Here is a 26,022-nt window from a genome sequence, read left to right on the forward strand (position 1 = left end):
AAGAGGCAGTTCAGGCTCCGACGAGGGCGAGGCGGCGCTTCAGGTCCTCGACCGTGAGTTCGCCCTCGGTGCGGGCCTCCCGGACCTCGCCGCCGTCGGGACGCATCAGGATGAGGGTCGGCGGACCGACCACCTCGAAGCGACGCATCAGGGCGCGGGTGGCGTCGTCGTCACGGGTGACGTCGGCCCGGATGACCGAGACGGCCTTGAGCCTCTCCCGGATGCCGGCGTCCGCCAGGACCGTCCGCTCGTTCGTCTTGCAGACGGTGCACCAGTCGGCGGCGAACTCGACAAGCACCGGCTTGCCCTCAGCTCGGGCCGCCAGGAGGGCCGCCTCGAAGGCGGTGAGCGTGGAGACCGTCCGCGCCTCGGCGATGTGGCCCGGATGCGACGGGGCGAGGCCGGCAAGCGGCCGCAGCGGGTCGTCCGCGCCCGTGGCAGCCCCGAGGAGGAGGAGGCCGCCATAGGCGACGGCGACCAAGCCCGCCGCGCGACCGGCGGGTGACGGGCGACCGTTCGTGGTCAGCACCGCGAGCGCCATGCCGGTGCCGATGGCGAGCGCCGCCCAAATCAGGAGGGACAACACGTCCGGCAGCAAGCGTGTCACGAGCGAGGCCGCAAGAGCCAGGAACACGAGGCCGAATGCTTGCTTCGCCCGCACCAGCCAGGGGCCGGACCGGGGCAGGATGCCGGCGCCGAACGCGCCGACGAGCACCAGCGGCGCACCCATCCCGAGGCCGAGGGCGAAGAGGGCCAGCGCCCCGCGCAGGACATCCCCCGTTTGGGCGACGTAGAGCAGGGCGGCAGCAAGGGGTGGCGTCACGCAGGGACCGACGACGAGGGCCGAGCTGAAGCCGAGGAACGCGGCCCCGGCGACCGACCCACCTTCCGCCGCCGGGGCGCCGAAGCGGTCCCGCCACCAGCGCGGCGCCTGCAGGTCGAACAGGCCGAACATCGACAGTGCCAGCGCGACGAAGGCGGTGGCCATCAGGCCGAGGGCGAGAGGGGTCTGGAGGGCGACCTGCAGGTTGCGGCCGAGCCACGCCGCCGCGACGCCGAAGCTGGCATAGGCCGCCGCCATGGCGAGGACGTAGCTTCCGGACAGCGCCAGGCCCCGCCCCGGCGTGAGGCCCTGGCCCGAGCGGACGATCATGCCCGACAGAATCGGCACCATCGGCAGCACGCAGGGGGTGAACGCCAGCAGGAGGCCGAGCCCGAACATGCCCGCCAGGACGCCGACGAGGTTGCCGACGAGGAGGGCGGCCGGCCCGGCGGGGAAGACGTCCTGGCGGGAGGCGGCGGCGACCGTCGCGTCTGCCGGCTCGGCGGCGGGGGCGGCTCCGCCGGCCGGTGATGCGCCGGCGTTCGCCAGGGAGGCCAGGTCCAGCCGCTTCGTGACCGGCGGGTAGCAGATGCCCCGCTCGGCGCAGCCCTGGTAGATGACCCGGATCTCCCGCAGGCTGGCCAGCGCCGCGCCGGGCACGATGGCCTCCACGGAGTCGTGGTAGACCTCCGTCGGCCCGAAGTTCAGGTCGTCCTTTGTCTCGGCGGTCGGCGTGGTGACGGGAAGCTCCGCGCCGGCACCGGCCTCGGCGCGGATCCTGTCGCGATAGAGATAGGTGCCGGGCGCGATGGTCCAGCGGAGGTGGAGCGAGAGGTGCGCGTCCCGTGTCGCGACGAGAGTGAAGGGCGACTGCCGCCCGGCGAGGTCCTGCGACCATACCGGCAACCAGGGCGATGCGCCCGCCCAGACAAGGGCGGCGAGGAAGAGGTGGGCTAATACGTTCGGCATGGGCGGGGTCCGGATCGGCCCGCCGCAGGTCGGAAACGCAGCTTAAGCCAGGCTTAAGCCGGGCCCGGAGGATGCGGGACGGTCAGGGGAGACACGCATGCGCATCCTCGTCGTCGAGGACGATCCCATCCTCTCGGACGGGCTCAGGGCGGGGCTCGGCCTCGGCGGGGCGACGGTCGATTGCGTCGGGACCTGCGTTGACGCCGAGGCGGCGCTGGCCACGAGCGCGTTCTCTGCCATCGTGCTCGACCTGATGCTGCCCGATGGCTCCGGCCTCGACGTGCTGCGCGGCCTGCGCGGCCGGAAGGACCGCACGCCCGTCGTCCTGCTCACCGCTCGCGACGCGGTGGCCGACCGGATCGCCGGGCTCGACGGCGGCGCCGACGACTATCTCGGCAAGCCCTTCGACCTCGACGAACTCTCGGCCCGCATCCGCGCCGTCGTCCGCCGGGCCTCGGGGCGGGCCGCCGCCGTCCTGGAGCACGGGGGCATCCGGCTCGATCCCGGCAGCCTCGCCGTGACGGTCGACGGCGTGCCGGTCGGCCTGTCCCGGCGCGAGGTCATGGTGCTGGCGGCGCTGATGGAACGCCCGGACGTGCTCCGCTCCAAGGCCGAGTTGGAGGAACGCCTCTACGGCTGGCAGGAGGAGGTCGAGAGCAATGCCGTCGAGGTCCACGTGCACAACCTGCGCGCCAAGATCGGCAAGCATGCCATCGAGACGGTGCGCGGCCTCGGCTACCGGATGAGGGCGTCGGCATGACATCCCTGCGCGTCAGGCTCTTCGCGATCCTGCTCCTCGCGACCGGGCTGATCTGGCTCAGTGCGGTCGCCTGGATCTACCTCGGCTCCAAGCGCGAGGTGGAGCAGGTCCTCGACACCCGACTGCAGGAGGCCGCGCGTATGGTCGGCTCCCTGGTGGGCGCGGTCGGCGGCACGACTTCCGACGGAACACCATCCACCTTCCCGGGGCCGACGGCCTACGAGCGGCAGCTGTCCTGCCAGATCTGGTCGCTCGACGGGCGCATGGTGGCGCGGTCGAGCGGAGCCCCGGAGCGGCGCCTGACCGACGCGCCGGCCGGCTTCTCCGAGCGCGAGGTCGACGGCGAGACGTGGCGGGTCTTCACGGTCGAGGACGCCGAGAAGGGCGTGCGGGTCATGGTCGGAGACCGCCTGGGCCTGCGTGAGCGCCTCGTGACCGATCTCATCATGGGCCTCGTCACCCCTGCGCTCCTCGTCGTCCCGTTCCTCGGCATGCTGATCTGGGCGAGCCTCGGGCGGGGCCTGCGCCCCTTGCGCTTGATGGCCCGGGACCTCGCGGGCCGTGACGCCGACGACATGAGCGCCATCGACGCCGGGCGGACCCCCGCCGAGGTCCGGCCGTTGGCCGACGCCCTCAACGGGCTGTTCCTCAAGGTCGAGGCTGCGCGCCGGCACGAACGAGAGGTGACGGCCTTCGCGGCGCACGAGCTGCGCACGCCATTGGCCGGGCTGAAGACCCAGGCCCAGGTCGCCATGGCCACCACCGACCCGGACGTTGCCAAGGCGGCGCTGCGCCAGATCCTGGCGGCCGTGGACCGTACCACCCGCCTCGTCCGGCAACTGCTCGACGCGGCCCGGCTCGACGCCGCCGGGGAGTCGCCGACCCTGGCGGAGGTCGACGTAGGGGCGCTGGTCGCCGAGACCGTGGATGGCATGCGGATGCCCGCGGGGGTCCGAACCCTGATCGACCCAGGGCTGCGCGGCTACACCCTGCGGGCCGATGCCGAGAGCCTGCGCCTGGCGGTCCGCAACCTGCACGAGAACGCCGTGCACCACATGGACGCTGGCACGGTGGAATGGCTGGCCCGTCCCGATGGGGAGGGCATGCTCGTGCGCGACGAGGGGCCGGGGATCCCCGCCGAGGAACTGCCGCACGTCACGACGCGCTTCTTCCGCGGCCGCCACAAGAGCGCCACCGGGAGCGGGCTTGGGCTCGCCATCGCCGAGATGGCGTCCCGCAGGAGCGGTCTGAGCCTGCGGCTGCGCAACCGGCCGGATCGCCCGGGGCTTGAGGTGGAGATCCTTCGCGCCTGATGCGGTCAGCCGAGTTCCGGGCAGAAGATGTCCTTGAGCGTCGCCAGCACCCGGGCGGCGCGGGGGTCCTCGAGCCGGTAGTGGAGCGTCTGGCTCTCGCGGCGGTACGCGACCAGCCCGTCTTCGCGCAGCTTGGCGAGATGCTGCGAGAGCGCCGACTGACTGAGCTCGACCGCCTCGGCGAGGCTCGTCACGTCCATCTCGCCGCGGGCGACAAGCAGGCAAAGAATGAGCAGGCGCTTCTCGTTGGCGAGGAGCCGAAGCAGGCGCGCCGCGTCGCTGGCCTTGTCCTGGAGCCGCATCAGGTCGTTCGGCGTGACGGCGTCCATTCGCGGTGCTCCTGAATCAGACATTCGAGATTATTTAGAGACTCCTAATATAGCGTGTCTAGTCCGTCTGGCCATAACGGTACATACCGGCAAGGTCACCGGTTCGGGCCAGGAACTCTCGTTCCAATGAAGTGCACCACCCGCGCGGAAGGCGCCCATCATCACCGAAGCAGACCGGTACCTTTCGGTTTAGCTGGGTCGAGAGAAGGCCGTCCGCTTTTTAAGCGCCCCCACTTGGAAGCAACCATTCCGCTTTCGGCCAGACTGAGTCCTGCCGGATCTCGATCGCGCGCAGAACCGGACATTCGGCTTGGCGCCCACCCCAGTCATTCAGGCGGCCTCGCCCGCTCCCCAATAACGGACATTCACCGTCACTGCTGCGGCGGCCCATTTGCATAAGGGCAGGTTACGACGCGACGCGGCGTCCCGTGGGCTCTGGAGTCCCAGTGTGGATCCTGAGAAAGGAACGCGGCGCGGAACCGCTCCATGGTCATCCGGTCGTACGGGAAGGCCGCCGTCGCCCCGGGCGCGCCGTCGCCGGCCTCCCGCTGCGTCGCGCTGAACTGCACCGTCTCGCCGGCCACCGTTCCAACCGTTTCCCGCCCTCCACCGATCCGCGGTCCCATGATGCCGCCGTCGGGGGATGAGCGCAGAACGCGGCGTCAGGACGTTCGTTGCTCGGTCACGCGCGTTCGATGCCCGGACCGGAGCCCGAGGACCTGGTGCAGGATGCGGCCCAACTGCTCGGCCGAGTACGGCTTGTGCAATAGCTCGAACCCGTGCGTGCCCTCCTGGGCGAGCACGTGGCTGTAGCCCGAGGCCAGCACCACCGGCAGGCCGGGCAGCCGACGCTGCAGCTCCTTGGCAAGGGCCATGCCGCCCATGCCGGGCATGACCACGTCCGAGAACACCAGGTCGAACCCGTTGCCGGTCCGCCCGAGCCGATCCAGCGCCTCCTCGGCGTTGGCCGCCCAGGTCGTGCTGTAGCCAAGGTCCTCCAGGATCTGGGTGGCGAACTGGCCGACCCCGACGTTGTCCTCCACCACCAGGACGCACTGCCCAGCGCCGAGGGGAGCCATTCCGTCGTCCGGGCGCGAGGCATTCGCCGGCCGCTCCTCCGGCGTGACCTCCGGAAGGTAGAGCGTGAACGTCGCGCCTTCTCCGACCGTGCTGCGCACGTCGACGTCGCCGCCGGACTGCTTGGCGAAGCCGAACACCTGGGACAGACCGAGGCCAGTGCCCTTGCCGACCTCCTTGGTCGTGAAGAACGGCTCGAAGATCTGACCGAGCCGCTCCGGTGGGATTCCCAGGCCCGTATCGGTCAGCGATACGGCCGCGAACGCTTGGTCCGAGCCGGCGTGACCGCGGATGGCGGGCAGGGCCGCGCCGCGCACGAGGCGCAGGGTCAGCGTACCCTCACCGTCCATGGCGTCCCTGGCATTGACGGCCATGTTCACCAACGCGGTCTCGAACTGGCTCAGGTCGGCCCTGATGAAGCAGGGCTCGTCCGGCACCTCGGTGAGGACGCGAACCCTGGCGCCGGTGACCGTATCGAGCATGTCGGCGATGCCGCGCACCCGCTGGCCCACGTCGAACACCTCGGGCTTGAGCGCCTGCCGCCGCGCGAAGGCCAGGAGCTGGCCGGTCAGCTTGGCGGCCCGTTCGACGGTTTCGGAGACCGCGTCGAGGTAGCGGCCCTTGCGTTCCTCCGGTAGGTCGGGCCTTCGAAGGAAGTCCACCGAGGAACGGATGATGGTCAGCAGGTTGTTGAAGTCGTGCGCCACGCCCCCGGTCAACTGCCCGACCGCCTCCAGCTTCTGGGACTGGCGCAGCGCCTCCTGCGCCTGCGCGAGCTCGGCCTGGTCGCGCAACCTCTCTGTGACGTCCGTCACGAACTGGTAGCAGCCGATGCGCTCGCCCCGTTCGTTGCGCAGGGTCCGGAAGCTGATCTCGTAGTACGGACGGACACGGTCGGGATCGCCGTAATCCTCGATGATCGTGACCTCCTCCCCGGCCAGGCCACGGCCCCAACCGGCACGGACCTGGGCCTGGTGCTCTGGCTGGTCGGCGAGCAGGTCGAGCATGTTGTCGCCGACCCTGGGCCGGACGCCGTAGATGCGCTCGAACTCGTCCGCGTTGGCCTTGTTGATGGCCAGGATGGTGTAGTCGAGGTCCGCCGCCATCACCATCACGTCGGTGCGCTCGACGATGGTGGCGAGGAGGTCGCGCTCAGCCGTGCGCTCGGAGACCTGTTGCTCAAGCCTGGCGTTCAGGACGCGCAGCGCCTCCTCCATGCGCTTGCGTTCGGAGATGTCGGTGAAGAAGACGGCGACCCGGTGGGCCGCGGGGTCGCCCACGCGCAGCGCGCGCACGTCGAACCAACGCCCGAACACCTCGGCCCAGCTCTCAAGGTGCGCGGGCTGGCCGGTCAGCGCGACGCGTCCGTATGTCTCCAGCCATTGGGGCTCAAGGTTCGGTGCGAACTCGCTGACCCAGCGCCCGGTCACGTTCGCGCCGGTCTGCCGCTCGAAGGCCGGATTGGCCTCGGTGATGCGATAGTCGACGGCCCGGTTCGTCTCGTCGAACTTCATCGCGATGATGCAGAACCCGACGTCGATGGTCTCGAACAGGGTGCGGTAACGGCTTTCGCTCTCGGCGAGTGCGGCCCGCGAGCGCACCTCCTCGGTGACCTCGTAACCGCCCACGAAGATGCCGGTGACCGTCCCCGCTTCATCGCGGATGGGCTGGTATAGGAAGTCGAGGTACCGGTCGTCATCCTCGACGAAGCGGATCGGGACGGTCCGAGCCGCGAAGGCCTCGCCGGTCGCATAGACCCGGTCGAGCAGCTCGAAGAAGCCTTGGTCGCGCAACTCCGGGAACACATCCTGGACTGGTCGACCGATGTAGTCCCGCTGGCCTGCGACGGCGATGTAGGCGTCGTTGACGTACTCGAAGACATGCTTCCGGCCGCCCAGGACGGCGACGAACCCGGGCATCTGCTGGAGCAACGCCTGCTGCCGCTGCCGCTCGGACGCGGCCTCGCGCTCGGTCAGGACCTGCCGGGTCGTCTCCGTGCAGGCGCAGAACAGGCCGACGGTCCGGCCATCGTCCCCAGGCACCGGCGTGTAGGAGAAGGAGAAGTGGGCCTCCTCCGGGTAACCGTTCCGGTGCAGCGTGAGTTGCAGGTCGTCCATGTGCACGGGCTCGCCCGCGAACACGCGGTCCATCAGCGCGCCGACTTCGTCGCGGACCTCCGGCCAGGTCTCGAAGAACGGGCGGCCCAGGGCCGCGGGATGCCGTGCGCCCAGCATGGGCGCGTAGGAGTCGTTGTAGACCAGCGTGCGGTCGGACCCCCAGGCGATGAACATCGGCTGGCGCGAGTTGAGCATGACACGCATCAGGGTCACGAGCGATTGCGGCCAGTGCCGCGGCGGCCCGAGCGAGGTGGTCGCCCAGTCGTGGCCGCCCATCAGCGCGCCCATGGAGCCGCCTGCCGCGAACAGCGAAGCCCTCGTGGTCATCGGTTCAGGCTCGGTCCCGGCGTCGTGACGGCCGAACCGTCGAGCCGGGCTGCCCGGGTGCCTCCGCACGAAGGCGGAACGTTCGCACGGCCGTGCGCGTCGGCTCGCCCGTGCGGGTGTGCATCCGCTTGGCCGATGGGCTGCCGTTGCGGGCGGCGACGGGGGCGGTCAAGGCAGTGGGGCGGTCGCGTCGGGCGGGCATGCCACACACCTAGCACAGGTGGCCCTCGCGTGTTGTTCTCCGCGACACCGTCGCCCGTGGTGCCCGGACGCAGGCATGGGAGCGTCCTCATGGTCGATAGGGAGGGAGCGGCTGAGGCGAGGGGAGACCGGTGTGGGGTGGGCCAGGATGCCGAAGTCCGCCACTTGCGCCTGGCGACGTTCCGACGGCCGCCGCGCTTCCCTCACCGCACGCGCGGCAGCGGGACGGCGGCGCTCACCCTGAGGCCGTCCGGGTCGAAGGCGACGTCGACCTTCGCCTTGAGACGGTACGTCAGCAACCCGTCGAGCAATTCCATGCCGAACCCCTCCCGGCTCGGCAGCGCCACGGGCGGCCCGTCATGCTCGTCCCAGGTCCAGCGCAGGACCGGTCCGGCGGGGCTCTCGTCGATCGTCCAGGTCACCTCCAGGCGACCGTCCGGGTCGGCAAGCGCGCCGTGCCGGATGGCGTTGATGGTCAACTCGTGCAGCGCCATCCCGACCGGGACCGCCAGTTCGGACGCGAGCGGAACCGGGGGGCCCTGCAGCGACACGCGCGAGCGGCCCGGCTCCAGGTAAGCCTCAAGCTCCGTCCGGAGCAGTCCCTCGAACGACACGGTCTGCGTCCGCGCGTCGGTGATCAGGGTGTGGGTCTTGGCCAATGAGGCGATGCGGCCGGCGAACACCTGCCGGAAGTCCGCCAGCCCCATCGACGAGCGCAGGCTCGCGTTGAGCACCGCCTGGACGGTCGCGAGGGTGTTCCTGACGCGGTGATGGAGTTCGCGGACGAGCAGGCCCTGGTTTTCCTCCGCCGCGTGCCGTTCGGTGACGTCGCGCTGCGCCGAGACCCAGTGGGCGATCCGCCCGTCGGGGTCGCGCACGGGCGTCATCAGCCATTCGACCGTGTAGGTCGAGCCGTCCTTGCGGTAGTTTACGGCCTCGCCCTGGAACGGCTCGCCGGCCGCAAGCGCCGCGCGCATCCGGTCGAGGACGGCGCGGCCCGTCCCCGAGCCTTGGAGGAGGCGGGGGTTCTAGCCCAGGACCTCTTCCGCCTTGTAGCCGGTCATGCGGGTGAAGGCCGGGTTCACGTACTCGATGCGCGGACCGGGTTCTTCGAGCTCGGCGGAGGTGATGAGGACGGCTTCCCCGCTGGCCTCGACCGCGGCGAGCAGGAGACCGGCATCCGTCGGAACCCGTTGCGTCGCGTTCCGATCTCGCACGTCCACCGCTCCCGAACCTCGGCGCCAGGCGCGTCCTGGGTGCCAAGCCGGCCCCAACCCGGGCATGACTTACAACCAACCGTGGCCGTCCAGGTTTCCGGCGCCTGACGGACGGGGACCGTCCATGGCGAGCCGAAGGGCAGGTCCGCCTCCCTGGCCCGGCCGTCCCCGAGGCCGGTGCCGGGGCGCGCAGGGTCGGAAGGCCAGCAAGCGCCCGTTTGCGGCCGGGCGAAGCCAGCCTTGTGCATGACGTGCGCGATCACGTCGGGGCTCTCCGCCCCAGGGCTCGCCTGTGCTACGGTCACGCCGAACGGCGGGCCCGAGGTGGCGCCACGTCAGGCGACGATGTCTTGACCGACTTCCGGGAACACGACTGCATCACGGCCGAACTGACGCGCTCGGACGCTAGCTCCGATCCGTTCGCCGCTGCGGTACGCGCGACGCGGATGCCGATGATCGTCACGGACCCGAACCGGCCCGACAACCCCATCGTGTTCGCCAACGCCGCCTTCACGAAACTCACCGGCTACGCGAACGAGGAGATCCTCGGCCGGAACTGCCGGTTCCTCCAAGGTCCGGAGACCAACCGGTACGACGTCGCCCGCATACGGGACGCTATCGAGCGGCGCGAGCCCATCGAGCTCGAACTGCTCAACCACAAGAAGTCCGGCGAGGTCTTCTGGAACCGGCTGCTGGTCTCGCCGGTGTTCGACCGAGCCGGCGTGCTGACCCACTTCTTCGCCTCGCAATTTGACGTCACGCTGGAGCGGGACAAGCTGGTGCGTCTCCAGGACGACCTTGCGGTCCGCGGGCGGGAGGTGGCGCGCCGCAAGGTCGAGCTCGCCCGCACCGAGGAGCGGATGCGGTTCGCCCTCAAGGCCGGGCGGATCGGCTCTTGGACCCTCGACCTCGCCGACCGGCGGCTTGAGGCCTCCGACATCTGCAAGGAGAACTTCGGCCGGAACGTCGCCGATCCGTTCGGCTACGATGACCTGCTGGCCGCCGTCGTACCCGACGACCGGGAGCGGATGGAGGAGGCGGTGCGGGAGTCCATCGCCGGGCACGGGGATTACGACATCGAGTATCGGGTGCGCACGCCGTCGGGCGAGGAGCGCTGGGTGCACGTCCGCGGGCAGACGTTCTACGACGCGAACGGCAGCCCGGTGAGCATGGCCGGAGTGTCCATCGACGTCACGGAGCGCAGGCGCGTCGAGGAGCAGCGCCAGTTGCTGGCGGGCGAGCTCACCCACCGGGTCAAGAACTCGATGGCGACGATGCAATCCATCGCCCACCAGACGCTGCGTAACGCGGCAAGCCTGGACGAGGCGCGCAAGACGCTCGACGCGCGCCTGGCATCCCTGGCGGCGGCCCATGACGCGCTGACCCGCGAGAGCTGGGAAGGGGCGACCCTCGGCGAAATCGTCGAGCGCGCCCTGCAGCCGTTCCGGAGCGGGTCGGCCAGGCGCTTCACCGTCGCCGGCCCGCAGGTGTGGCTGTCGCCGCGCGCCAGCCTCGCTTTCGTGCTGGCGCTGCACGAGTTGGCGACGAACGCCGTGAAGTACGGTGCGCTATCGAACGACGCGGGCCGCGTGGTCCTGGATTGGGGCCTCGACGAAGGGCGGCATCTGGCCCACCTGTGGCTGCGTTGGGAGGAGCTCGGAGGCCCACCCGTCGCGAAGCCGGCGCGGAACGGCTTCGGTTCGCGCATGATCGAGCGGGCGCTCGCGATGGAACTCGGAGGCCGGGCCAGGATCGAGTACCGACCGGGCGGCGTCGTGTTCACGTTTGAGGCGCCATTGCCCGAGCGGGTGTCCTAGGTGCCTTGGTCATCCGTCCCTGATCCTCCTTCCGCCAGTGCGGGCAACGGCATGCGGACGGAGACCTGCAACCCGTCCGGGGCAAAGGCGACGTCGACCTCGGCGCCCGTCTGCGCGGCCAGGATCTTGTTGAGGAGGCGGTGGCCGAAGCCCTCGCGGGTGGGATGCATGGCCGGTGGGCCGTCGTGCTCGGCCCAGTCCCAGCGCAAGCCTCGGCCGGAGCCCCGGTCCTCGATGCGCCAGGTCACCTGAAGCCTGCCGTTCGGGTCCGCGAGCGACCCGTGCCGCAGGGCGTTGGTGGTCAACTCGTGCAGGGCCATGCCCACGGGCACGGCGAGTTCGGACGGCAGGACGACCCTCGGCCCGTCCAGGGTCAGGCGCCCGCGCTCGTCGTAGGGGTCGAGTTCGGCCCTCAGCAACCCCTCGAACGAGGCGGCCTAGTCGAGATTCTCGGTGATCAGCGCGTGCGTCCGGGCCAGGGAGGAGATCCGGCCCGACAGGGCGCGGGTGAACTCGGTGGCCGAGAGCGAGGAGCGCATCGTCGCGTTCAGCACCGCCTGCACCGTCGCCAGCGTGTTCTTCACCCGGTGGTGGAGCTCGCGCACCAGCAGCGCCTGGCGGTCCTCGCCGGCGCGCCGCCCGGTGACGTCGCGCTGCGCCGAGACCCAGTTCGTGACTTGACCGCCGGCGTCGCACACCGGCGTGATCAGCCACTCGACCATGTAGGCCGATCCGTCCTTGCGGTAGTTAAGCGCCTCGCCCTGGGCCGTCTCGCCGGCCTCAAGCGAGGCGCGCAGTCCGTCCAGGACGGACCGGTCGGTGCCGGGACCCTGTAGGAAGCGGGGTGAGCGCCCCACGACCTCGTCGGCCGCATAGCCGGTCATGCGGGTGAAGGCCGGGTTGGCGTACTCGATGCGCGGGCCTGGCTCGTCGAGGTCGCCCGAGGTGATCAAGATGGCTTCCCCGGTCGCCTCGACGGCCGCCTGCAGCAGCCTGAGGTCGACCGTACCCAGCTTCAACCCGTCTCGCACGGCCACCCCGCCCCTCCAGGATCAGCCGTCGTGAACCGGCTCGAAAAACCTCGCGCGAAGCCGCGTCCAGGCACACGTTTGCAGAACCGCCGACCAGAGACCCGGTTGCAACGGCAGGTGGCGGCCGGGGATGCGCTCCTTCGTCCCGCAGGGCCAGGATGACCGGCGGTCCGCTTGCGTACTGAATGCGTCCGGGGCGTGGTGACGGGAGGGCTCGGCGTGGCGGAAGGCCAGTCCTGAAGCCGTAGCCATCCCGAGCATGACGCCGCTCGCCCGGGGCAAAACATCCGGGCGCGACCGAGGTTGATGTTGGCACGTCCCATGGCGGAGGGCATCGAGACGAACCGGGTGAACGGGGTCGCCTGGAGAGGATTGAGGTGGGCCGCCCCTACATACGGCAGTTGGACGAAATGACGGCCTTCCGACCGTCGTCGGCCATATTGGACTTGCAGGTCGCGCCGTTCCGGAGGTCCCAGTCCTTCGAGGTCGAGGCCAGGAGGTCCGGCGCCTGGCGCGAGACGTTGGGCGTCATCGCGGCCGCCCGCTCTGCCGTGGGGACCGACGACCTGCGGTGATGGATCGGCCTGCCATGCGGACACCGAGGGAACCTTGCGCCCGTGAACCCATCCCGTTCGAGGATTCGATCCCTCGTGCCCGGGAGCGTCGGCCGCTCCTCCGGTGAGATCTACCTCGACATCCTGAGCCGGCTCGCGCCGGGCGCCGCCTGCGACAGGGTCATGCCGGCCGACGCCGACGCGGCGCTGCCGCAGGGCATGGCCCTGGCCGGGTCCGACGCGGCGTTCCTCAGGTGCGGGGCGCGCGTGGGGGATCGTGGGGGATGTCGTGTTTCCGCTTCCCCAGGCCCGCCTGCTGCCCGAACCGACCCTGAGATCCCTCTCCTTACGCGAGCGAGGTTGACGCTTGCCCCTCGCCGGTATGCTCAGGCGCGTTTTCGGGCGTCGGCGATGAGCGGAATCGTGCCATGCGTGTATTGGGCGAACTCGCCGATGGGCGACGGCCGTCCCATCAGGTAGCCCTGTGCCTCGTGGCATCGCTCGGCCACAAGGAAGCCGAGCTCCGCCTCCGTCTCGACGCCCTCGGCTAGGACCGGAAGCCCGAGGCCGCGGCCCAGGCCAAGGACCGAGCGCACGATGGCCGCCGTCTGCTCGTTGCTGTCGACCGAGCGCACGAACGAGCCGTCGATCTTGATCTTGTCGAACGGGAACGAGCGCAGGTTCGAAAGGGACGAGTAGCCCGTGCCGAAATCGTCCATGGCGATGCGGAGGCCCAGCGCCTTCAACTGCCGAAGGGTCAGCAGCGCCCGGTTCGGGTCGCTGATCAGCGCCGTCTCGGTCACTTCGACCTCAAGCCGGTATGGCGCAAGCCCGGTCTTGAGCAACACCTCGTGTACCAGGCCGACGAGGTGGGGGCTGTGGATCTGCACCGCCGAGACGTTGACCGCGACGGCGAGCGGTTGCGGCCAGGTCGCGGCCTCGCGGCAGGCCTCGCGCAGAACCCACTCGCCGATCTGCAGGATGGCGTCGCTCTCCTCGGCGATGGGGATGAACACCGCTGGCGAGACATAGCCGCGCTCGGGGTGCTTCCAGCGCAGCAGCGCCTCGAAGCCGATGACCTCGCCCGTGCCGACGTCGGTCTGGGGCTGGTAGACGAGCTGCATCTCCCCGCGAGCCACGGCGTGGCGCAGGTCATGCTCCAGCAGGCGGCGCTCGCGCACCTCGACGCCCATCTTCGCCTCGAAGAAGCGGTAGGTGCCACGCCCTTCCGACTTGGCGCGGTAGAGAGCGGTGTCGGCGTAGCTCAGGAGAGCGGCCCGCTCCTGTGCATCGTCCGGATAGAGGGCGATGCCGATGCTGGTCGCGATCTGTGGCCCGCCACCGTCCGTCCTGCCGGCGCGAAGCGCCTCCAGGATGCGCTCGGCGAGGCGGCCGGCCTCGGATGGCCCCGCGCACGGCATCAGGACGGCGAACTCGTCGCCGCCGAGGCGGGCCATCATCTGCGTGTCGTCGAGCTCGGCTGAGACGATGCGGGCGACGCTCTCCAGCATGGCGTCGCCGGCGGCGTGGCCGAACAAGTCGTTGACCTCCTTGAAGCGGTCGAGGTCGAGGCACAGCACCGCGAGCTTGCGCCCGCTCGCGTCCGCGGCGCGCAGCTCCTGGTCGATGCGCTTGGCGAAGCTGGCGCGGTTGGCCAGCCCCGTGAGCGCGTCGTGGTGGGCAAGGAACTGGATCTGGCTCTCGGCCTGGCGGCGGGCCCGCAGGTCGCGCACGGCGACGGCGAAGTGCGGGCGCCCGCCATACTCGACCGATTGCATGATGATCTCGACCGGCACCAGGGCACCGTCGGCCAGCCGGAGCTCGGCCTCGACCGGCCGCTCCGGATGGCTCGCCAGGGCGAGGCGGGCGGTGTCGCCGGGCAGGTGCGCCGACAGCGCCGTGCCCGCGAGCGCGGCCTGCGGCAGGCCGACGAGCTTAGCGAAGGCCCGGTTCGCGCTGACGATGGTGTCGCCGGTGCAGACGACGAGCCCTTCGACCGCTGCGTTGGCGAGGCTGCGCAGGCGGTCGGCCTCCACTTGCGCGTGACCTCGGTCGCGCACGTCGAGGGTCAGGGCGGCGGCCGCCAGGAGCAGGATGGCGAAGCTCGCGAGCGCGACCGCGACGGCAAGCCATGCGTTCGGGACCGCCGCCTCGGAAACGGCGAGCGTCGGGTCGGGCGTTATGGTGACGGCGCCCATGGCGGTGAAGTGATGGCTGCAGATGGCCAGCAGCAGCAGCAGGGCCGCCGGCAATTGCCGGACGAGGCCGCGGGCCCCTACCTGTGCCACCAGCGCCGCGCCGCCCAGGATGCCGCCGAGCGCGAGCGAGACGGCGACGGTGGCCGGGTCCCAGGTCTTGTGCCCGGCGACGTCGTAGGCGGCCATGCCGGTGTAGTGCATCGCGGCGATGCCGAAGCCGAGGATGGCGCCCCCGGCCCAGGCGGCCGTGCGCCCTCCCACCAGCACCGCGAGCGAGAGCCCGGACCCAGCCAGCGCGACGGCGATGACGAGGGAAATGCCGGTGAGCGCGACGTCGTAGCCGCTCGGCACGCCCGGTGCGAAGGCCAGCATGGCGATGAAATGGGTCGCCCAGATGCCGGAGCCGCCGGCGGTTGCCGCCACGGCGAGCCAGCCGGCCTGCGCCCAAGCCCTCGCCCGGCTCGCGTGGCTGATTAGGCAAACCGTTGTCAGGGCCGAGAGCGCGCAGATGGCCGCCGCGAGCGCGACGAGGCGGAAATCATGGGCCTCGACAAGGCATCCGACGACGGTGAGCATGAGGCGGCCCCGGGGACGTTCGAATCCCCATGTTGGGCCATGTCGGTGTAGATCGATTTAATGGCGCGCGACCGGTATATGGATCCACACGCAAGGCCCTGAAGCTTTGCTGCGGCGCGCCGTCGCAACTTCGTTCCTGTCGTTCAAGCCTGGGCAACCGACCCGAACGCTTCCAGGGCCGTTCGCCCGGCGTCGGAGGCATCCTCGGCGGAAGCATAAGCTTCCGGGGAGACGCGGATGGACACGCCGTCCGCGTCGGTCAGGTGCCAACGATACTGACCGTGGCTCTCGCCGCAGGCCTCGACGGTGACGGCCACCGGCGTCGGGTCGTCCATGCCTCAGGCTTCCTTCAGCGGGTCGTGGCCCCAGTTCATCAGCGACAGCCGCCAGGGCGAGTCCTTCACCGCGTCCTTGTCCTTCGGGCCGCCCTGCTTGAGGTGGCGGTGCACGTAGCCGACGACCTTGCGCATGTGCCCGTAATCGTCTTCCGACAACTCGGACTTGTTCTTGTGAAGCATCTCGACGATGCGCCGCCCCTCCACATGGCCCGTCGCCTCGCCGCCGTCCTTCCTCTGCCCGACCGACTGGCTGTCCTTGCTCTTGAGGTGCTTCTCCAGGGCCGCAGCCGTCATGTTCACGACCTCCTTGAACGCCTTGTAGGTCGTCTCGTGGTCGTCCGTCCCGGCCATTTTTCGCCTCCGCTCGGGTGTTGGGCGACCCCGCTCGGGGCCGCCTTAGGGTCGAGGTCAGCTATCGGCCTTGGAGCCGCCGAGTGTCAGGTCGAGGTAGGTCTGGGTCACCCGCTCGATCAGGGCGGCGATCTCCTCCGCCGCCTTGACCTCCTCCTCGGCGGATGCCCGGAATGCTGAAGCCTGGTCGGACTTGCCGGCGCGTTCGGCGATGACGGCGAGCGAGCGGTAGGCCGCGACCTGGTCATACTGGTAGGCGTAGCCCGCGTAGAGGTTCTTCAGGGTCTCGTCCTGGGCGGTGGCGTGCACCGCGGCACCGATGGAGCCGGCAACGCTGGTCACCGTCTCCTTGAGGGTCGAGGCGCTCTCGCCGACGGCTGCCAGCGCCTTGTCGAGGCGGTCGATCTGCCCCTTCGTGGTCTCGACATGGCGGCGCAGGACGGCGGCGTAGTCGGGGTAGCGTTCCAGGCCGGAAAGCTGGCGCTCCATCTGCTCCAGGCCCTGCTTCTCCAGGGCGCGCGTATTGCGAAGCGCGCCTGCGTAGATCGTACCGATGTCCATGTTGGCCATGCCGTCGTAGCTCCTCGTTGGTGTCGGGTTCGCCGGCCAACGTGGGATGGGTACCGCCGTTCCTAGGGCGGCCTGCGGCGGATGGGCCCTCTGGCGAGGTGGCCTACTTCGACTTGCCGCCCTTCTTGCCGAGCTCGGCCTGGGCCGACGAGGATGTGCGCGGGTTCGACTTGCCCTCGTGGCTCGCCTTCGCGTTCGCCTTCTTGGCCGTGTCGCTGCCGCGGCCCTTCTTCTCGGTCATCGTCGCCTCCTCCGGGATGGTTCCCAATGCCCGGAGTGTCTGCCCCGTTCCGAAGGACGACTTCGCGCGGGCCGCGTAACGGGTGACGCAACCCGCCACGCGTTACGTTCCAGGGGATCCCCACCATGCGGCGCAGCGAGCGCTGACAAGGGCTTGGCCGAGCGCTACGGTGTCAGCCCGCCGGGATCCGCCCGTCGCCACGGAGCCCGACCGACATGATGAGCGACACATCGACCAGCCCGCCGCCTGGTGGAGAGATCAGGATCTCGACCGGCGTGCCGGGCCTCGACGACGTCCTCGGCGGCGGTCTGACGCCGAGCCGGCTCTACCTGCTGGAGGGCACGCCGGGGACGGGCAAGACGACGCTCGCGCTGCAGTTCCTGCGTGAGGGCGTTGCCCGGGGCGAACGCACCCTTTACATCACCCTGTCGGAGACCGCGGACGAGCTCCGCGCCTCCGCGGCGACCCATGGTTGGACGCTCGACGGCATCGAGGTGTTCGAGCTGGTCGACGAGATGGGCCTGGACCCCGACAGCGAGCAGTCGATCCTGCACCCCTCCGATATCGAACTGGGGGAGACGGTGAAGGAGGTCATCGCGCTGGTCGACCGGACGAAGCCCGACCGGGTCGTGTTCGACAGCCTCTCGGAACTCCGCCTGCTGGCCCAGAACCCGCTGCGGTACAGGCGCCAGATCCTGGCCCTCAAGCGCTTCTTCGCCAAGCGCGCCTGCACCGTGCTGATGCTCGACGACAAGACCTCCGAGACGGGGGACGTGCAACTCCACAGCATCGCTCACGGGGTGGTGTCGCTGGACCAGGCACCGCGCGAGTACGGCGCCGAGCGGCGGCGGCTCCGCATCGTCAAGATGCGCGGCATCAAGTTCCGCGGCGGTTACCACGACTTCGTGCTGGAGACCGGCGGCATCCAGGCGTTCCCGCGCCTGATCGCGGCCGAGCACCACGCCAGCTTCGATCCCCGGGGCACGTCGACCGGTTCGGCCGAGCTCGACCTGCTGCTGGGCGGAGGGCTCGTGCCGGGCACCAACACGCTGCTGCTCGGACCCTCCGGCGTCGGCAAGACGACGACCGCGATCCGTTGCATGCTGGCGGCCCTGGAGCGCGGCGAGACGGCGACCTACTACCTGTTCGACGAGGGGCTCGCGACCATGCTGGTCCGGGCCGCGACGCTCGGTATGGATCTGGCCCCGCACATCGCGGCCGGGCGGCTGACCGTCACGCAGGTCGATCCCGCCGAGCTCTCTCCAGGGGAGTTCGCCTCGAAGGTCCGGGCTGCGGTGGAGGAGCGTGGCTCGACCTTCGTGGGAGTCGACAGCCTGAACGCCTACCTGCATGCCATGCCGGGCGAGGAGTACCTCATCCTGCAGATGCACGAGCTCCTGAGTTACCTGAACCAGCAAGGCGTCACCACGCTCCTGGTACTGGGCCAGCACGGCATCGTCGGCGACGTGCGCAGCGACGTCGACCTGAGCTATCTCAGCGACTGCATCCTGCTGTTCCGGTTCTTCGAGGCGAAGGGCCAGGTCCGCACCGCCCTATCAGTGGTGAAGAGCCGGGTGAACGCGCACGAGCGCACCATCCGCGAGCTGAAACTGTCCCAGGGTGGGTTGCAGGTCGGCGAGGCGCTCGACGACTTCGAGGGCGTGCTCACGGGCTTGCCGGCCTATCACGGGCGGGTCGCGATGCTGTCAGGCGCGTCCGAAGGCGGCAAGGCGTGAGCGTCCCCGTCGCGGACGAGGAACGCGTCCTGATCCTGTCGCCCCGCGGGCGCGACGCCCAGGTCGTGGGGCAGGTGCTGGACCGGGCGGGCACGCGCGCCGAGGCCTGCCCGGACATGGTGGGTTGGCTCGCCTGCCTCCAGGCCGGCGCGGGTGCCGCGCTGGTCACGGAGGAGGCGCTCGCCGACGGACGGCCGGACGACCTGTTCGCCTGGCTCGACGCGCAGCCGCCCTGGTCGGACTTCCCCTTCATCGTCCTCGCCACCCGCCAGGTGGGTCGCCGGCCCGAGCGCGCGGCGAACCTGCTCGGAAGGCTCGGCAACGTGATCCTGCTGGAGCGCCCGGTGAACGCCGAGACGCTGGCCAGCGCGGCGGCCTCGGCCCTGAGGGCCCGGCGTCGCCAGTACCAGGCTCGCGAGCACCTGCTGGAGCGCGAGCGCGCGCAGGAGCAGCTCCGGGACGCCAATGAGGACTTGGAGCGGCGCGTCGTCGAGCGGACGCAGGAAGTGGAAACCGCGCGAGAGACGCTGGCCTTCGCCCTCGATGCCGCCGGCATGGCGTCCTGGGACGTGGACTACGTCACGGGCACGTCCCGCCGCTCGCCCCGCTTCGACGCCATCTTCGGCTACGAAGCGGGCGCACCCGGCTGGGACCGGGACAGCTTCCTCGCCCACGTCGTCGACGAGGACCGCGATGCCGTCGAGGCGGCCTTCGCCGCGGTCGCCGAGACGGGCAGGCTCGACCTGGAATGCCGCGTCCGGCGCGCGGATGGGACCGTCCGCTGGGTTGCCATGCGCGGGCAGGTCAAGCGCGACGAAGCCGGTGCGGCGCTGCGCATCGCCGGCATCCTGATGGACCGCACCGACCAGCGCATCACCGAGGAGGCTCTGCGCCAAGCCCAGAAGATGGAAGCCATCGGACAGTTGACCGGCGGCGTGGCGCACGACTTCAACAACCTGCTCACCGTCATCGTCGGCGGCCTCGACATGATCCTGCGCCGGCCCGAGCAGCTCGACCGCGTCAAGCGCCTGGCCGAGGCGGCGATGGGCGCGGCCCGGCGCGGCGAGCAACTGACCCAGCAGCTCCTCGCCTTCTCCCGCCGGCAGATGCTGCGGCCGCAGACGCTCAACCCGAACCGCCTGCTCCTGGACTTCCGGCCCTTGGCCGAGCGGGCGGCGACGGGGACGGTGGAGCTCACCTTCGATCTCGACCCTGCGCTCGACCCGATCCGGATCGACCCGGCGCAGTTCGAGGCAGCGGTGCTGAACCTCGTCGTGAACGCACGGGACGCGATGGAAGGCCAGGATCGCCATGCGCGCATCGCCGTGACGAGCCGCAACGTCCACCTCGGGACCGCCGCAGTCGCCGATAGGGGGGTGGCGCCCGGGGCCTACGTCGTCATCTCTGTGTCGGATACCGGCACCGGAATCCCGCCGGATAAGCTCCAGCGGGTGTTCGAGCCGTTCTTCACCACGAAGGAGGTCGGCAGGGGGACCGGGCTCGGCTTGAGCCAGGTCTACGGCTTCACCCGCAGCGCTGGGGGGTTCGCGCAGATCGAGTCGGAGGTCGGCCAGGGCACGACGGTCAGCCTGTACTTCCCGCGCTCGACCGACCCGGCTGACGAGGAGGCCGCTGTCGGTGCGGCGAGTTCGATCCCCCTGCGCCGCGCCGGCGAGGGCGAGACGGTTTTGCTTGTTGAGGACGACGAGCAGGTGCTCGGCATGGCTGTGGAAAGCCTGGAGGAGCTGCGCTACCGGGTCATCGTCGCCCGCAACGCCGCCGAGGCCCTGGAGCATCTCCGGGGCGTTGAGCGCATCGACATCCTGTTCTCCGACGTGGTGATGCCGGGGGGCATGAACGGCTCGCAACTGGCCGTCGAGGCGCAGAGCCTGCGGCCCGGCATCAAGGTCCTGCTCACTTCGGGCTACGTGGCGAACCTCGACGAGGGGCAGGTGATCGGGCGCGGCGTATTACCGGTGCTGAACAAGCCCTACCGCCGCGACGAGCTCGCCCGGTCGTTGCGGCTCGTGCTAGGTGGCGAGAGCGCCTGAGGCCCCTGGACTCCCTGGTCCCATAGTTGCGAAACGTCATCCCGGCGGGAACGGGGGAGACGAGGATCTAGTCCGGTCGCAACGGCGACGCTTCCGCAAAACGCACGCAATCGTCGGCCATCGTGCTAGACAGTACCTGCAAGCGCGCACGCGACTCCAAGTCCTTGGCGTTCGAGCAAGCTCCGCGGCGGCGCGGCCCACCCCGGGCTACGGCGCGGGCGGCGGACCCAGATCCATGTCGAAGCGCATCGTCGCGCGCGCGAACCTCCTCGTCTTCGGGGTGCTGCTCGCCATCCTCGCCCTGGTCGGGATTGTGACCTGGGAGCGCCTCAACGCCTCGCGCGAGGCCCGGGAATGGTCTCAGCACAGCTACCGCGTTCTGGGAACGATGAAGGATCTCGCAATCGCGTTGCGTGATGCCGAGACCGGGCAGCGCGGCTACGTCATCACCGGCAAGGACGACTACCTCGCCCCTTACGACTCCGCCCGTGACCGCCTCGGGGTGCTCCAGGGCGAGCTCCAGAAGCTCACCGCCGACAACCCCGCCCAGCAGGAGCGCCTGCGCGCCCTTGCCCCGGTGATCCAGCACAAGCTGGAGGAGCTCGCGCAAACGGTGCAGCTGCGCCGCGACGTCGGCGTCGAGGCCGCCGGGCGCCTAGTCAACACGGACGTCGGCCGCGGTTACATGAAGGAGGCCGAGACCTCGCTCGCGGCCATGCTGGCCGATGAGGAGGCGCTGCTCGCCCGACGCCTGGGCGAGAACGACGCCCGCGCCGCCTGGGTGCGCTGGACGACCCTGGGTGGCTCGCTCCTCGCCGTCCTGGCGCTGCTCTGGGCGGCCCGCCTCCTCAACCAGGCCTGGTCGCGGTCCTACCGGACCGAGGCCGAGCAGCGCACCCTGGCATTGCGCTTGAGCACGACACTGGACAGCCTCAGCCAGGGCGTCGCGGTGTTCGGTCCGGACCGGGCACTGACGAACTGGAACGAATGCTTCCAGGTGCTGCTCGACCTGCGCAGGGCCATGATCCGGCCGGGCACGTCGTACGCCGCCCTCGCCGAGCACACGGCGGAGACAGGGCGGCCGGTGCTGGAGACCTGGGACCAGGTCAGCCATGGCGGCACCGGCCCGCGCGAGGCGGTCGTGTACGAGCGCTCCCGCGCCGACGGCCATCACCTGGAGCTGCGCCGCACGCCGATGCCGGATGGTGGGTTCGTCCTGACCATCTCCGACATGACCAAACGCGCCCAGGCCGAGGGGGTGCTGCGCGAGGCGCAGAAGATGCAGGCCATCGGGCAACTCACCGGCGGCATCGCGCACGACTTCAACAACCTCCTGCAGGTCATCCTCGGGAACCTGGAGTTCGTCCGGGCGAAGCTCGACGGCGACGCCAAGCTGCAGACCCGCATCGAGCGCGCCGCATGGGCCGCCCAGCGCGGCGCGACGCTCACGGGCCAGCTTCTCGCCTTCGCGCGCAAGCAGCCCCTGGCACCGGCCGCCATCGATCTCGCCGCGACGATGCCGGACCTCGTGCCGCTGCTCCGGCGGACGCTCGGCGAGCACATCGAGGTGCGTTACGTCGAGAGCGCCGGGCTGTGGCCGGCCATGGCCGATCCGGCGCAGCTTGAGAGCGCGGTGCTCAACCTTGCGCTGAACGCACGCGACGCCATGCCGGGCGGCGGACGCCTCACCATCGAGCTCGGCAACAAGGTTCTGGACCGCGAATACGCCCGCCACCACGCCGAGGTGGTTCCGGGCGACTACGCCATGGTGGCGGTGTCCGACACCGGCCACGGCATGACGCCGGAGGTCGCCGCCCGGGTATTCGAGCCGTTCTTCACGACCAAGCCCGACGGCAAGGGCACCGGGCTCGGCCTCGCGATGGTGTTCGGCTTCGTCAAGCAGTCCGGCGGCCATGTGAAGATCTACTCGGAGCCTGGTCATGGCACGACGGTGAAGATCTACCTGCCCCGGGCAATCGGCCAGCTCGCCGCGGTCGGTGGACGGACTGCGGCGCCGGTCGAGCTTCCTCGCGGCTCGGCCACCATCCTGGTGGTCGAGGACGAGGCGGCGGTGCGCGAGATCGCCTGTGCGATCCTCGCCGACCTCGGCTACCGCGTGCTGGACGCTGCCGACGGCGAGGAGGCCCTGCGCGTCTTCGGGGCGAACGCCGCGGCCGTCGACCTGCTGCTGACCGACGTGGTGCTGCCCGGGAAGGTCAGGGGCCGTGAATTGTCGGAACGCGTCCAGGCGGTCCGGCCGGAGGTGAGGGTGCTCTTCATGTCCGGCTACACCGAGAATTCCATCGTCCATCACGGCCGGCTCGACGATGGCGTTCACCTGATCGGCAAGCCGTTCAAGCGCGAGCAGCTCGCCCTCAAGGTCGCCGAGGTGATTGGGGCCAATCACTCTGTCGAGACGGGAAACATCGTCGCCCTTCGACCGAAGCGGGACTCTTGAGACCTCACCCGGAGACCGACAGGGTTCCCGGGTGACATCGGCCTCGCCTCGGGTGCGCCTACGCCCAGCCCATCGGATCTTAGGCCATGCTCTCAACCGGGCGTTAGCCACGACCATGTTCAATGCCCAGTGACGACGCGTCCGGGAGCCATTCCTAAGGTTTGAAAGCGGTAGAAGTCCCTCAAGGATAGAACTAATGGAGGGAGCGGGCTGATGATCCTGCTGCGCAGCCTGTCGCATGTCCTCCGGTCTGGCCGCACCTGGGTTGTGTTGGGGGTGCTCGGCGTGCTTGCGCCCGCTGGCATGCTGGTCGTGTCCGGCCTGATGCTGCTCGATCTGCGCCGTGACGCTTGGCGGAATGCCGAGCAGACATCCCAGAACCTGCTCCAGGTGATCGAGCGCGACATCGCCCGCAACGTCGAGATCATCGACCTGTCCCTGCAAGCGGTGGTCGATAACCTGCGCGCCCCTGAGACCGCGGCGGCGAGCCCGCGGGCGCGCCAGATGATCCTGTTCGACCGCGCCGCCAGCGCCAAGGACCTCGGCGTCATGCTGGTTCTCGACGAGAACGGCGATAGCATCCTCGACGCCTCCTCGCTGCCGGCCCGGAAGGTCAACAACGCCGACCGCGACTACTTCCAGGCTCACAAAGCCCATGCCCATCTCGGGCTCCTCATCAGCAAGCCGGTCGTTTCGCGCCTGCTCGGCGCGCCCATTGTCGTGCTGAGCCGCCGCATCGACAAGCCGGACGGCTCGTTCGGCGGGGTGGTTCTGGGCAGCCTGAAGCTGTCCTACTTCGCACGCCTCTTCGACCAAATCGGCCTCGGGCGCGACGGCGCGATCAATCTCTACCTGCGCGACGGCACGCGCATCGTGCGCCATCCCTACGCCGACGCGGACATCGGCACGAACCTCGCCGGCACCCCGAACTTCGAGCGGTTCGTGCGGGAGCGCGGCGGCACGTTCGTCGGCACGTCGGTCCGCGACGGCATCGAGCGGCACTACGCCTTCACCGAGGTCGGCGACCTGCCGCTCGTCCTCAACGTCGCCCGGTCGACGCGCGAGATCGAGGCGGAATGGCGGGCGAAGGCGCTCGTCATCGCCACGGTCGTGCTGGTCCTATGCGGCCTGACTGTCGCCCTGTCGCTGTTGTTCGGGCGGGAGCTCCGGCGACGCGCGGAGATGCATGCCGAGATGGCCCGGCTCTCTCGGACCGATCCCCTGACCGGGTTGGCGAACCGGCGCCGGTTCGAGGCTGCCCTGGCAGATGCCGGCGCGGACGCACGTCGCACCGGCAATCCGTTGTCGCTGCTCGTCGTCGATGCCGACCACTTCAAGCGTTTCAACGACCGCTACGGCCACGCGGTCGGCGACGAGGTGCTCAAGGGTCTCGCCGCCTGCCTGTCCGCGAGCGTGCACCGACCCGGTGATCTCGCCTGCCGGGTCGGCGGCGAGGAGTTCGCGCTGATCCTACCCGGCACCGACGAGGCCGGCGCCCTGCGGGTCGCCGATGAGGTGCACGCCCAGGTGTCCGGGCTGGCGGTCGGCTCGGCCGGCATCGAGCCGGGTACCGTGACGGTCAGCATCGGCTTGGCCTCGGGCATCCACCAAGTGCACGACCTCTACGGCCGGGCCGACGCGGCGCTGTACGAGGCCAAGGCGAACGGGCGGAACCGGACGCGATGCGCGCCGGCCAGGCTTCGTGAGCAGGCGAACGGACGAGCGCTCCGCGTCGTCGAGGCGTGAGCGTCCGCCAAGCTCGCATCCGTGCGGTGGATGGTTGCGCCCATCCGGCGTTCCGGCCGATCCGGCCTACGAACCCGCGCTCTGGACCTGCCATTCGCCGGTCAGGGCGAGCGTGGCGGAGTAGACGACCGATCCGTCCGCGTCGCGCACGCTGACCGCGAAGATGCGCCGGTCACCGTCCGGGAGCTTGTCGCGCGCCATGTCGGGGAGGACGCCTATCGCGGCGCGGCGTGCGGACTCCGCGTCCGGCAAGTCGATGCCTTCGTCGTCCGAAATCGCGTCATCGCCGTCGCAGGTATCGAAATAGTATCGAGGCACCGAACGCTCCGCGCTCATCCAGGCGGGAGCACGGCGCGTCTCTCAGCCGCCCACGCCCGGTCATCCGGTGAGCGATGCCCAATGCTGCCCCGCCTCACCAGACGACACAACAACTTGGATTGCGTCCGTGATTCAGGCCGTCGGGCGGCTGGCGAGATGCAGGTAGGCGGGATTGAAGCTGGCCGCCGCCACGAGCCGCGGCCAGTCCGGGATCTCCAGCCGCTTGCCCCTGAGCTCGATCAACCCATCGCGCCTAAGCTCGCGCAACGTGCGGTTCACGTGGACGCTGGTCAGGCCGGTCGCATCGGCGAGGTCGACTTGCGTGACCGGCATCGGGCAGCGGCCGTCCCGGGCCAAGCCGACCGCGACCTGTTTCAAGTACAGCTCGCAGAACAGGTGCGCGAGCCGCTGATAGGCCGGTCGGCGCCCGACGTTGGCCACCCACTCGCGGAAGATGGCGGCGTCCACCAGGGTGTCGCGCCAGAACGGGGCGTTGAGTTCGGGGATGCGCAGCAGGAGCTCGCGCAGCGCCTCGTGCGGCACGGAGAGGGCCGTGACCCTGGTGAGCGCGCCCAAGTTGTGGTCCATGACCGAGAGGTGCAGGCCCTGAAGGTCCGGCATGTCGCCGGCCACGTGGAACGCGGAGATCTGGCGCTTGCCTTCGTCAAGTACCTTGTAGCGCTGCACCCAGCCCTCGACGATCAGCCAGCATCGGGTGGGTCGGTCACCCTCGCCCACAAGGTCCTGGCCTGCCGCGAACACCCGCGGCGACGCCGGCAGGTGCAGGATGGCTTGCTCGTCTCGGTCGGAGAGGCGGGTGAGGCTTCCGAGCTTTTTCAGCAGTGGCGACAGCGGGTGCTCGGACGCGGTAAACATCGGAGTCGCTCCACCGACGAAAACCCGT

21 protein-coding genes and 1 pseudogene are annotated in these 26,022 nt (G+C 70.0%); 7 read left to right on the forward strand and 15 right to left on the reverse strand.

Annotated elements, in window-relative coordinates:
- Window positions 1-10: 10 nt before the first annotated feature.
- Window positions 11-1,792, reverse strand: coding sequence for a protein-disulfide reductase DsbD (gene dsbD / locus FVE89_RS05305; protein WP_059407795.1), 1,782 nt, complete (start codon window positions 1,790-1,792; stop codon window positions 11-13).
- Between the two features lie 97 nt (window positions 1,793-1,889).
- Between dsbD and FVE89_RS05310 the strand changes: the two genes are divergently transcribed.
- A complete protein-coding gene (locus FVE89_RS05310; RefSeq protein ID WP_059407793.1) occupies window positions 1,890-2,552 on the forward strand; it encodes a response regulator in 663 nt (220 codons plus the stop codon).
- The gene (locus FVE89_RS05315; protein ID WP_059407792.1) at window positions 2,549-3,865 is read left to right on the forward strand and encodes an ATP-binding protein; all 1,317 of its coding nucleotides are present in this window, start codon (window positions 2,549-2,551) and stop codon (window positions 3,863-3,865) included. Before FVE89_RS05310 ends, FVE89_RS05315 begins: the two co-directional genes overlap by 4 nt.
- A gap of 5 nt (window positions 3,866-3,870) precedes the next feature.
- Here the strand turns inward: FVE89_RS05315 and FVE89_RS05320 are convergent, their stop codons facing one another.
- The 5 genes and pseudogenes from FVE89_RS05320 to FVE89_RS30940 all read right to left on the reverse strand — a co-directional run bounded on the left by FVE89_RS05320 (window position 3,871) and on the right by FVE89_RS30940 (window position 9,133).
- Entirely contained in the window at window positions 3,871-4,194 is a 324-nt protein-coding gene (locus tag FVE89_RS05320; RefSeq protein WP_059407790.1) for a metalloregulator ArsR/SmtB family transcription factor, read from the reverse strand.
- Between the two features lie 662 nt (window positions 4,195-4,856).
- Window positions 4,857-7,715, reverse strand: coding sequence for a PAS domain-containing protein (locus tag FVE89_RS05325; RefSeq protein WP_059407786.1), 2,859 nt, complete (start codon window positions 7,713-7,715; stop codon window positions 4,857-4,859).
- Between the two features lie 404 nt (window positions 7,716-8,119).
- Window positions 8,120-8,707 carry a sensor histidine kinase gene (locus FVE89_RS05330; RefSeq protein ID WP_280178955.1) on the reverse strand — a complete coding sequence of 196 codons (588 nt, stop codon included), beginning with the start codon at window positions 8,705-8,707 and terminating at the stop codon, window positions 8,120-8,122.
- 18 nt (window positions 8,708-8,725) lie between these two features.
- Window positions 8,726-8,902, reverse strand: a pseudogene (locus tag FVE89_RS31490) (PAS domain-containing protein); the annotation flags it as partial.
- Window positions 8,903-8,944: 42 nt separating this feature from the next.
- Entirely contained in the window at window positions 8,945-9,133 is a 189-nt protein-coding gene (locus tag FVE89_RS30940; protein ID WP_245295892.1) for a PAS domain-containing protein, read from the reverse strand.
- Between the two features lie 350 nt (window positions 9,134-9,483).
- On the opposite strand from FVE89_RS30940, the gene FVE89_RS05335 reads away from it, so the two are divergent.
- Window positions 9,484-10,950 (forward strand): HWE histidine kinase domain-containing protein, encoded by a 1,467-nt coding sequence (locus FVE89_RS05335; RefSeq protein ID WP_059407784.1) that lies wholly within the window; start codon window positions 9,484-9,486, stop codon window positions 10,948-10,950.
- Here the strand turns inward: FVE89_RS05335 and FVE89_RS30945 are convergent.
- The 7 genes from FVE89_RS30945 to FVE89_RS30450 form a co-directional block, all read right to left on the reverse strand.
- Window positions 10,947-11,369 carry a sensor histidine kinase gene (locus FVE89_RS30945; RefSeq protein WP_244612615.1) on the reverse strand — a complete coding sequence of 141 codons (423 nt, stop codon included), beginning with the start codon at window positions 11,367-11,369 and terminating at the stop codon, window positions 10,947-10,949. The genes FVE89_RS05335 and FVE89_RS30945 overlap by 4 nt on opposite strands.
- Before the next feature lie 18 nt (window positions 11,370-11,387).
- Window positions 11,388-11,987: a PAS domain-containing protein gene (locus tag FVE89_RS30950; protein WP_244612616.1), complete on the reverse strand. Its 600-nt coding sequence runs from the start codon at window positions 11,985-11,987 to the stop codon at window positions 11,388-11,390.
- Window positions 11,988-12,921: 934 nt separating this feature from the next.
- Window positions 12,922-15,309 (reverse strand): EAL domain-containing protein, encoded by a 2,388-nt coding sequence (locus FVE89_RS05350; protein ID WP_059407779.1) that lies wholly within the window; start codon window positions 15,307-15,309, stop codon window positions 12,922-12,924.
- 143 nt (window positions 15,310-15,452) lie between these two features.
- Window positions 15,453-15,644: a hypothetical protein gene (locus FVE89_RS05355; protein WP_059407778.1), complete on the reverse strand. Its 192-nt coding sequence runs from the start codon at window positions 15,642-15,644 to the stop codon at window positions 15,453-15,455.
- Window positions 15,645-15,647: 3 nt separating this feature from the next.
- A complete protein-coding gene (locus FVE89_RS05360) occupies window positions 15,648-15,998 on the reverse strand; it encodes a DUF3140 domain-containing protein (protein WP_059407776.1) in 351 nt (116 codons plus the stop codon).
- 57 nt (window positions 15,999-16,055) lie between these two features.
- Window positions 16,056-16,568 (reverse strand): DUF892 family protein, encoded by a 513-nt coding sequence (locus FVE89_RS05365; protein WP_059407774.1) that lies wholly within the window; start codon window positions 16,566-16,568, stop codon window positions 16,056-16,058.
- 103 nt (window positions 16,569-16,671) lie between these two features.
- The gene (locus tag FVE89_RS30450) at window positions 16,672-16,809 is read right to left on the reverse strand and encodes a hypothetical protein (RefSeq protein ID WP_185156782.1); all 138 of its coding nucleotides are present in this window, start codon (window positions 16,807-16,809) and stop codon (window positions 16,672-16,674) included.
- A 218-nt stretch (window positions 16,810-17,027) separates the two neighbouring features.
- Between FVE89_RS30450 and FVE89_RS05370 the strand changes: the two genes are divergently transcribed.
- The 4 genes from FVE89_RS05370 (at window position 17,028) to FVE89_RS05385 (ending at window position 24,800) form a co-directional block, all read left to right on the forward strand.
- Window positions 17,028-18,545, forward strand: coding sequence for an ATPase domain-containing protein (locus tag FVE89_RS05370; RefSeq protein WP_059408269.1), 1,518 nt, complete (start codon window positions 17,028-17,030; stop codon window positions 18,543-18,545).
- On the forward strand, window positions 18,542-20,596 hold the full coding sequence (locus FVE89_RS05375; protein ID WP_059407772.1) for a PAS domain-containing hybrid sensor histidine kinase/response regulator: 2,055 nt from the start codon (window positions 18,542-18,544) through the stop codon (window positions 20,594-20,596). The genes FVE89_RS05370 and FVE89_RS05375 overlap by 4 nt, the downstream gene beginning before the upstream one ends.
- A gap of 235 nt (window positions 20,597-20,831) precedes the next feature.
- Window positions 20,832-23,054 carry a CHASE3 domain-containing protein gene (locus FVE89_RS05380; protein WP_059407770.1) on the forward strand — a complete coding sequence of 741 codons (2,223 nt, stop codon included), beginning with the start codon at window positions 20,832-20,834 and terminating at the stop codon, window positions 23,052-23,054.
- A 213-nt stretch (window positions 23,055-23,267) separates the two neighbouring features.
- Window positions 23,268-24,800 carry a sensor domain-containing diguanylate cyclase gene (locus tag FVE89_RS05385; protein ID WP_059407769.1) on the forward strand — a complete coding sequence of 511 codons (1,533 nt, stop codon included), beginning with the start codon at window positions 23,268-23,270 and terminating at the stop codon, window positions 24,798-24,800.
- A gap of 66 nt (window positions 24,801-24,866) precedes the next feature.
- Here the strand turns inward: FVE89_RS05385 and FVE89_RS05390 are convergent, their stop codons facing one another.
- Together FVE89_RS05390 and FVE89_RS05395 are read right to left on the reverse strand one after the other, a co-directional pair.
- On the reverse strand, window positions 24,867-25,118 hold the full coding sequence (locus tag FVE89_RS05390) for a hypothetical protein (protein ID WP_059408268.1): 252 nt from the start codon (window positions 25,116-25,118) through the stop codon (window positions 24,867-24,869).
- A 132-nt stretch (window positions 25,119-25,250) separates the two neighbouring features.
- Window positions 25,251-25,994 carry a Crp/Fnr family transcriptional regulator gene (locus FVE89_RS05395; protein WP_059407767.1) on the reverse strand — a complete coding sequence of 248 codons (744 nt, stop codon included), beginning with the start codon at window positions 25,992-25,994 and terminating at the stop codon, window positions 25,251-25,253.
- Window positions 25,995-26,022 lie beyond the last annotated feature (28 nt).

It is taken from the genome of Methylobacterium sp. 2A (assembly GCF_009806555.1).
Taxonomy (GTDB): Bacteria; Pseudomonadota; Alphaproteobacteria; order Rhizobiales; family Beijerinckiaceae; genus Methylobacterium.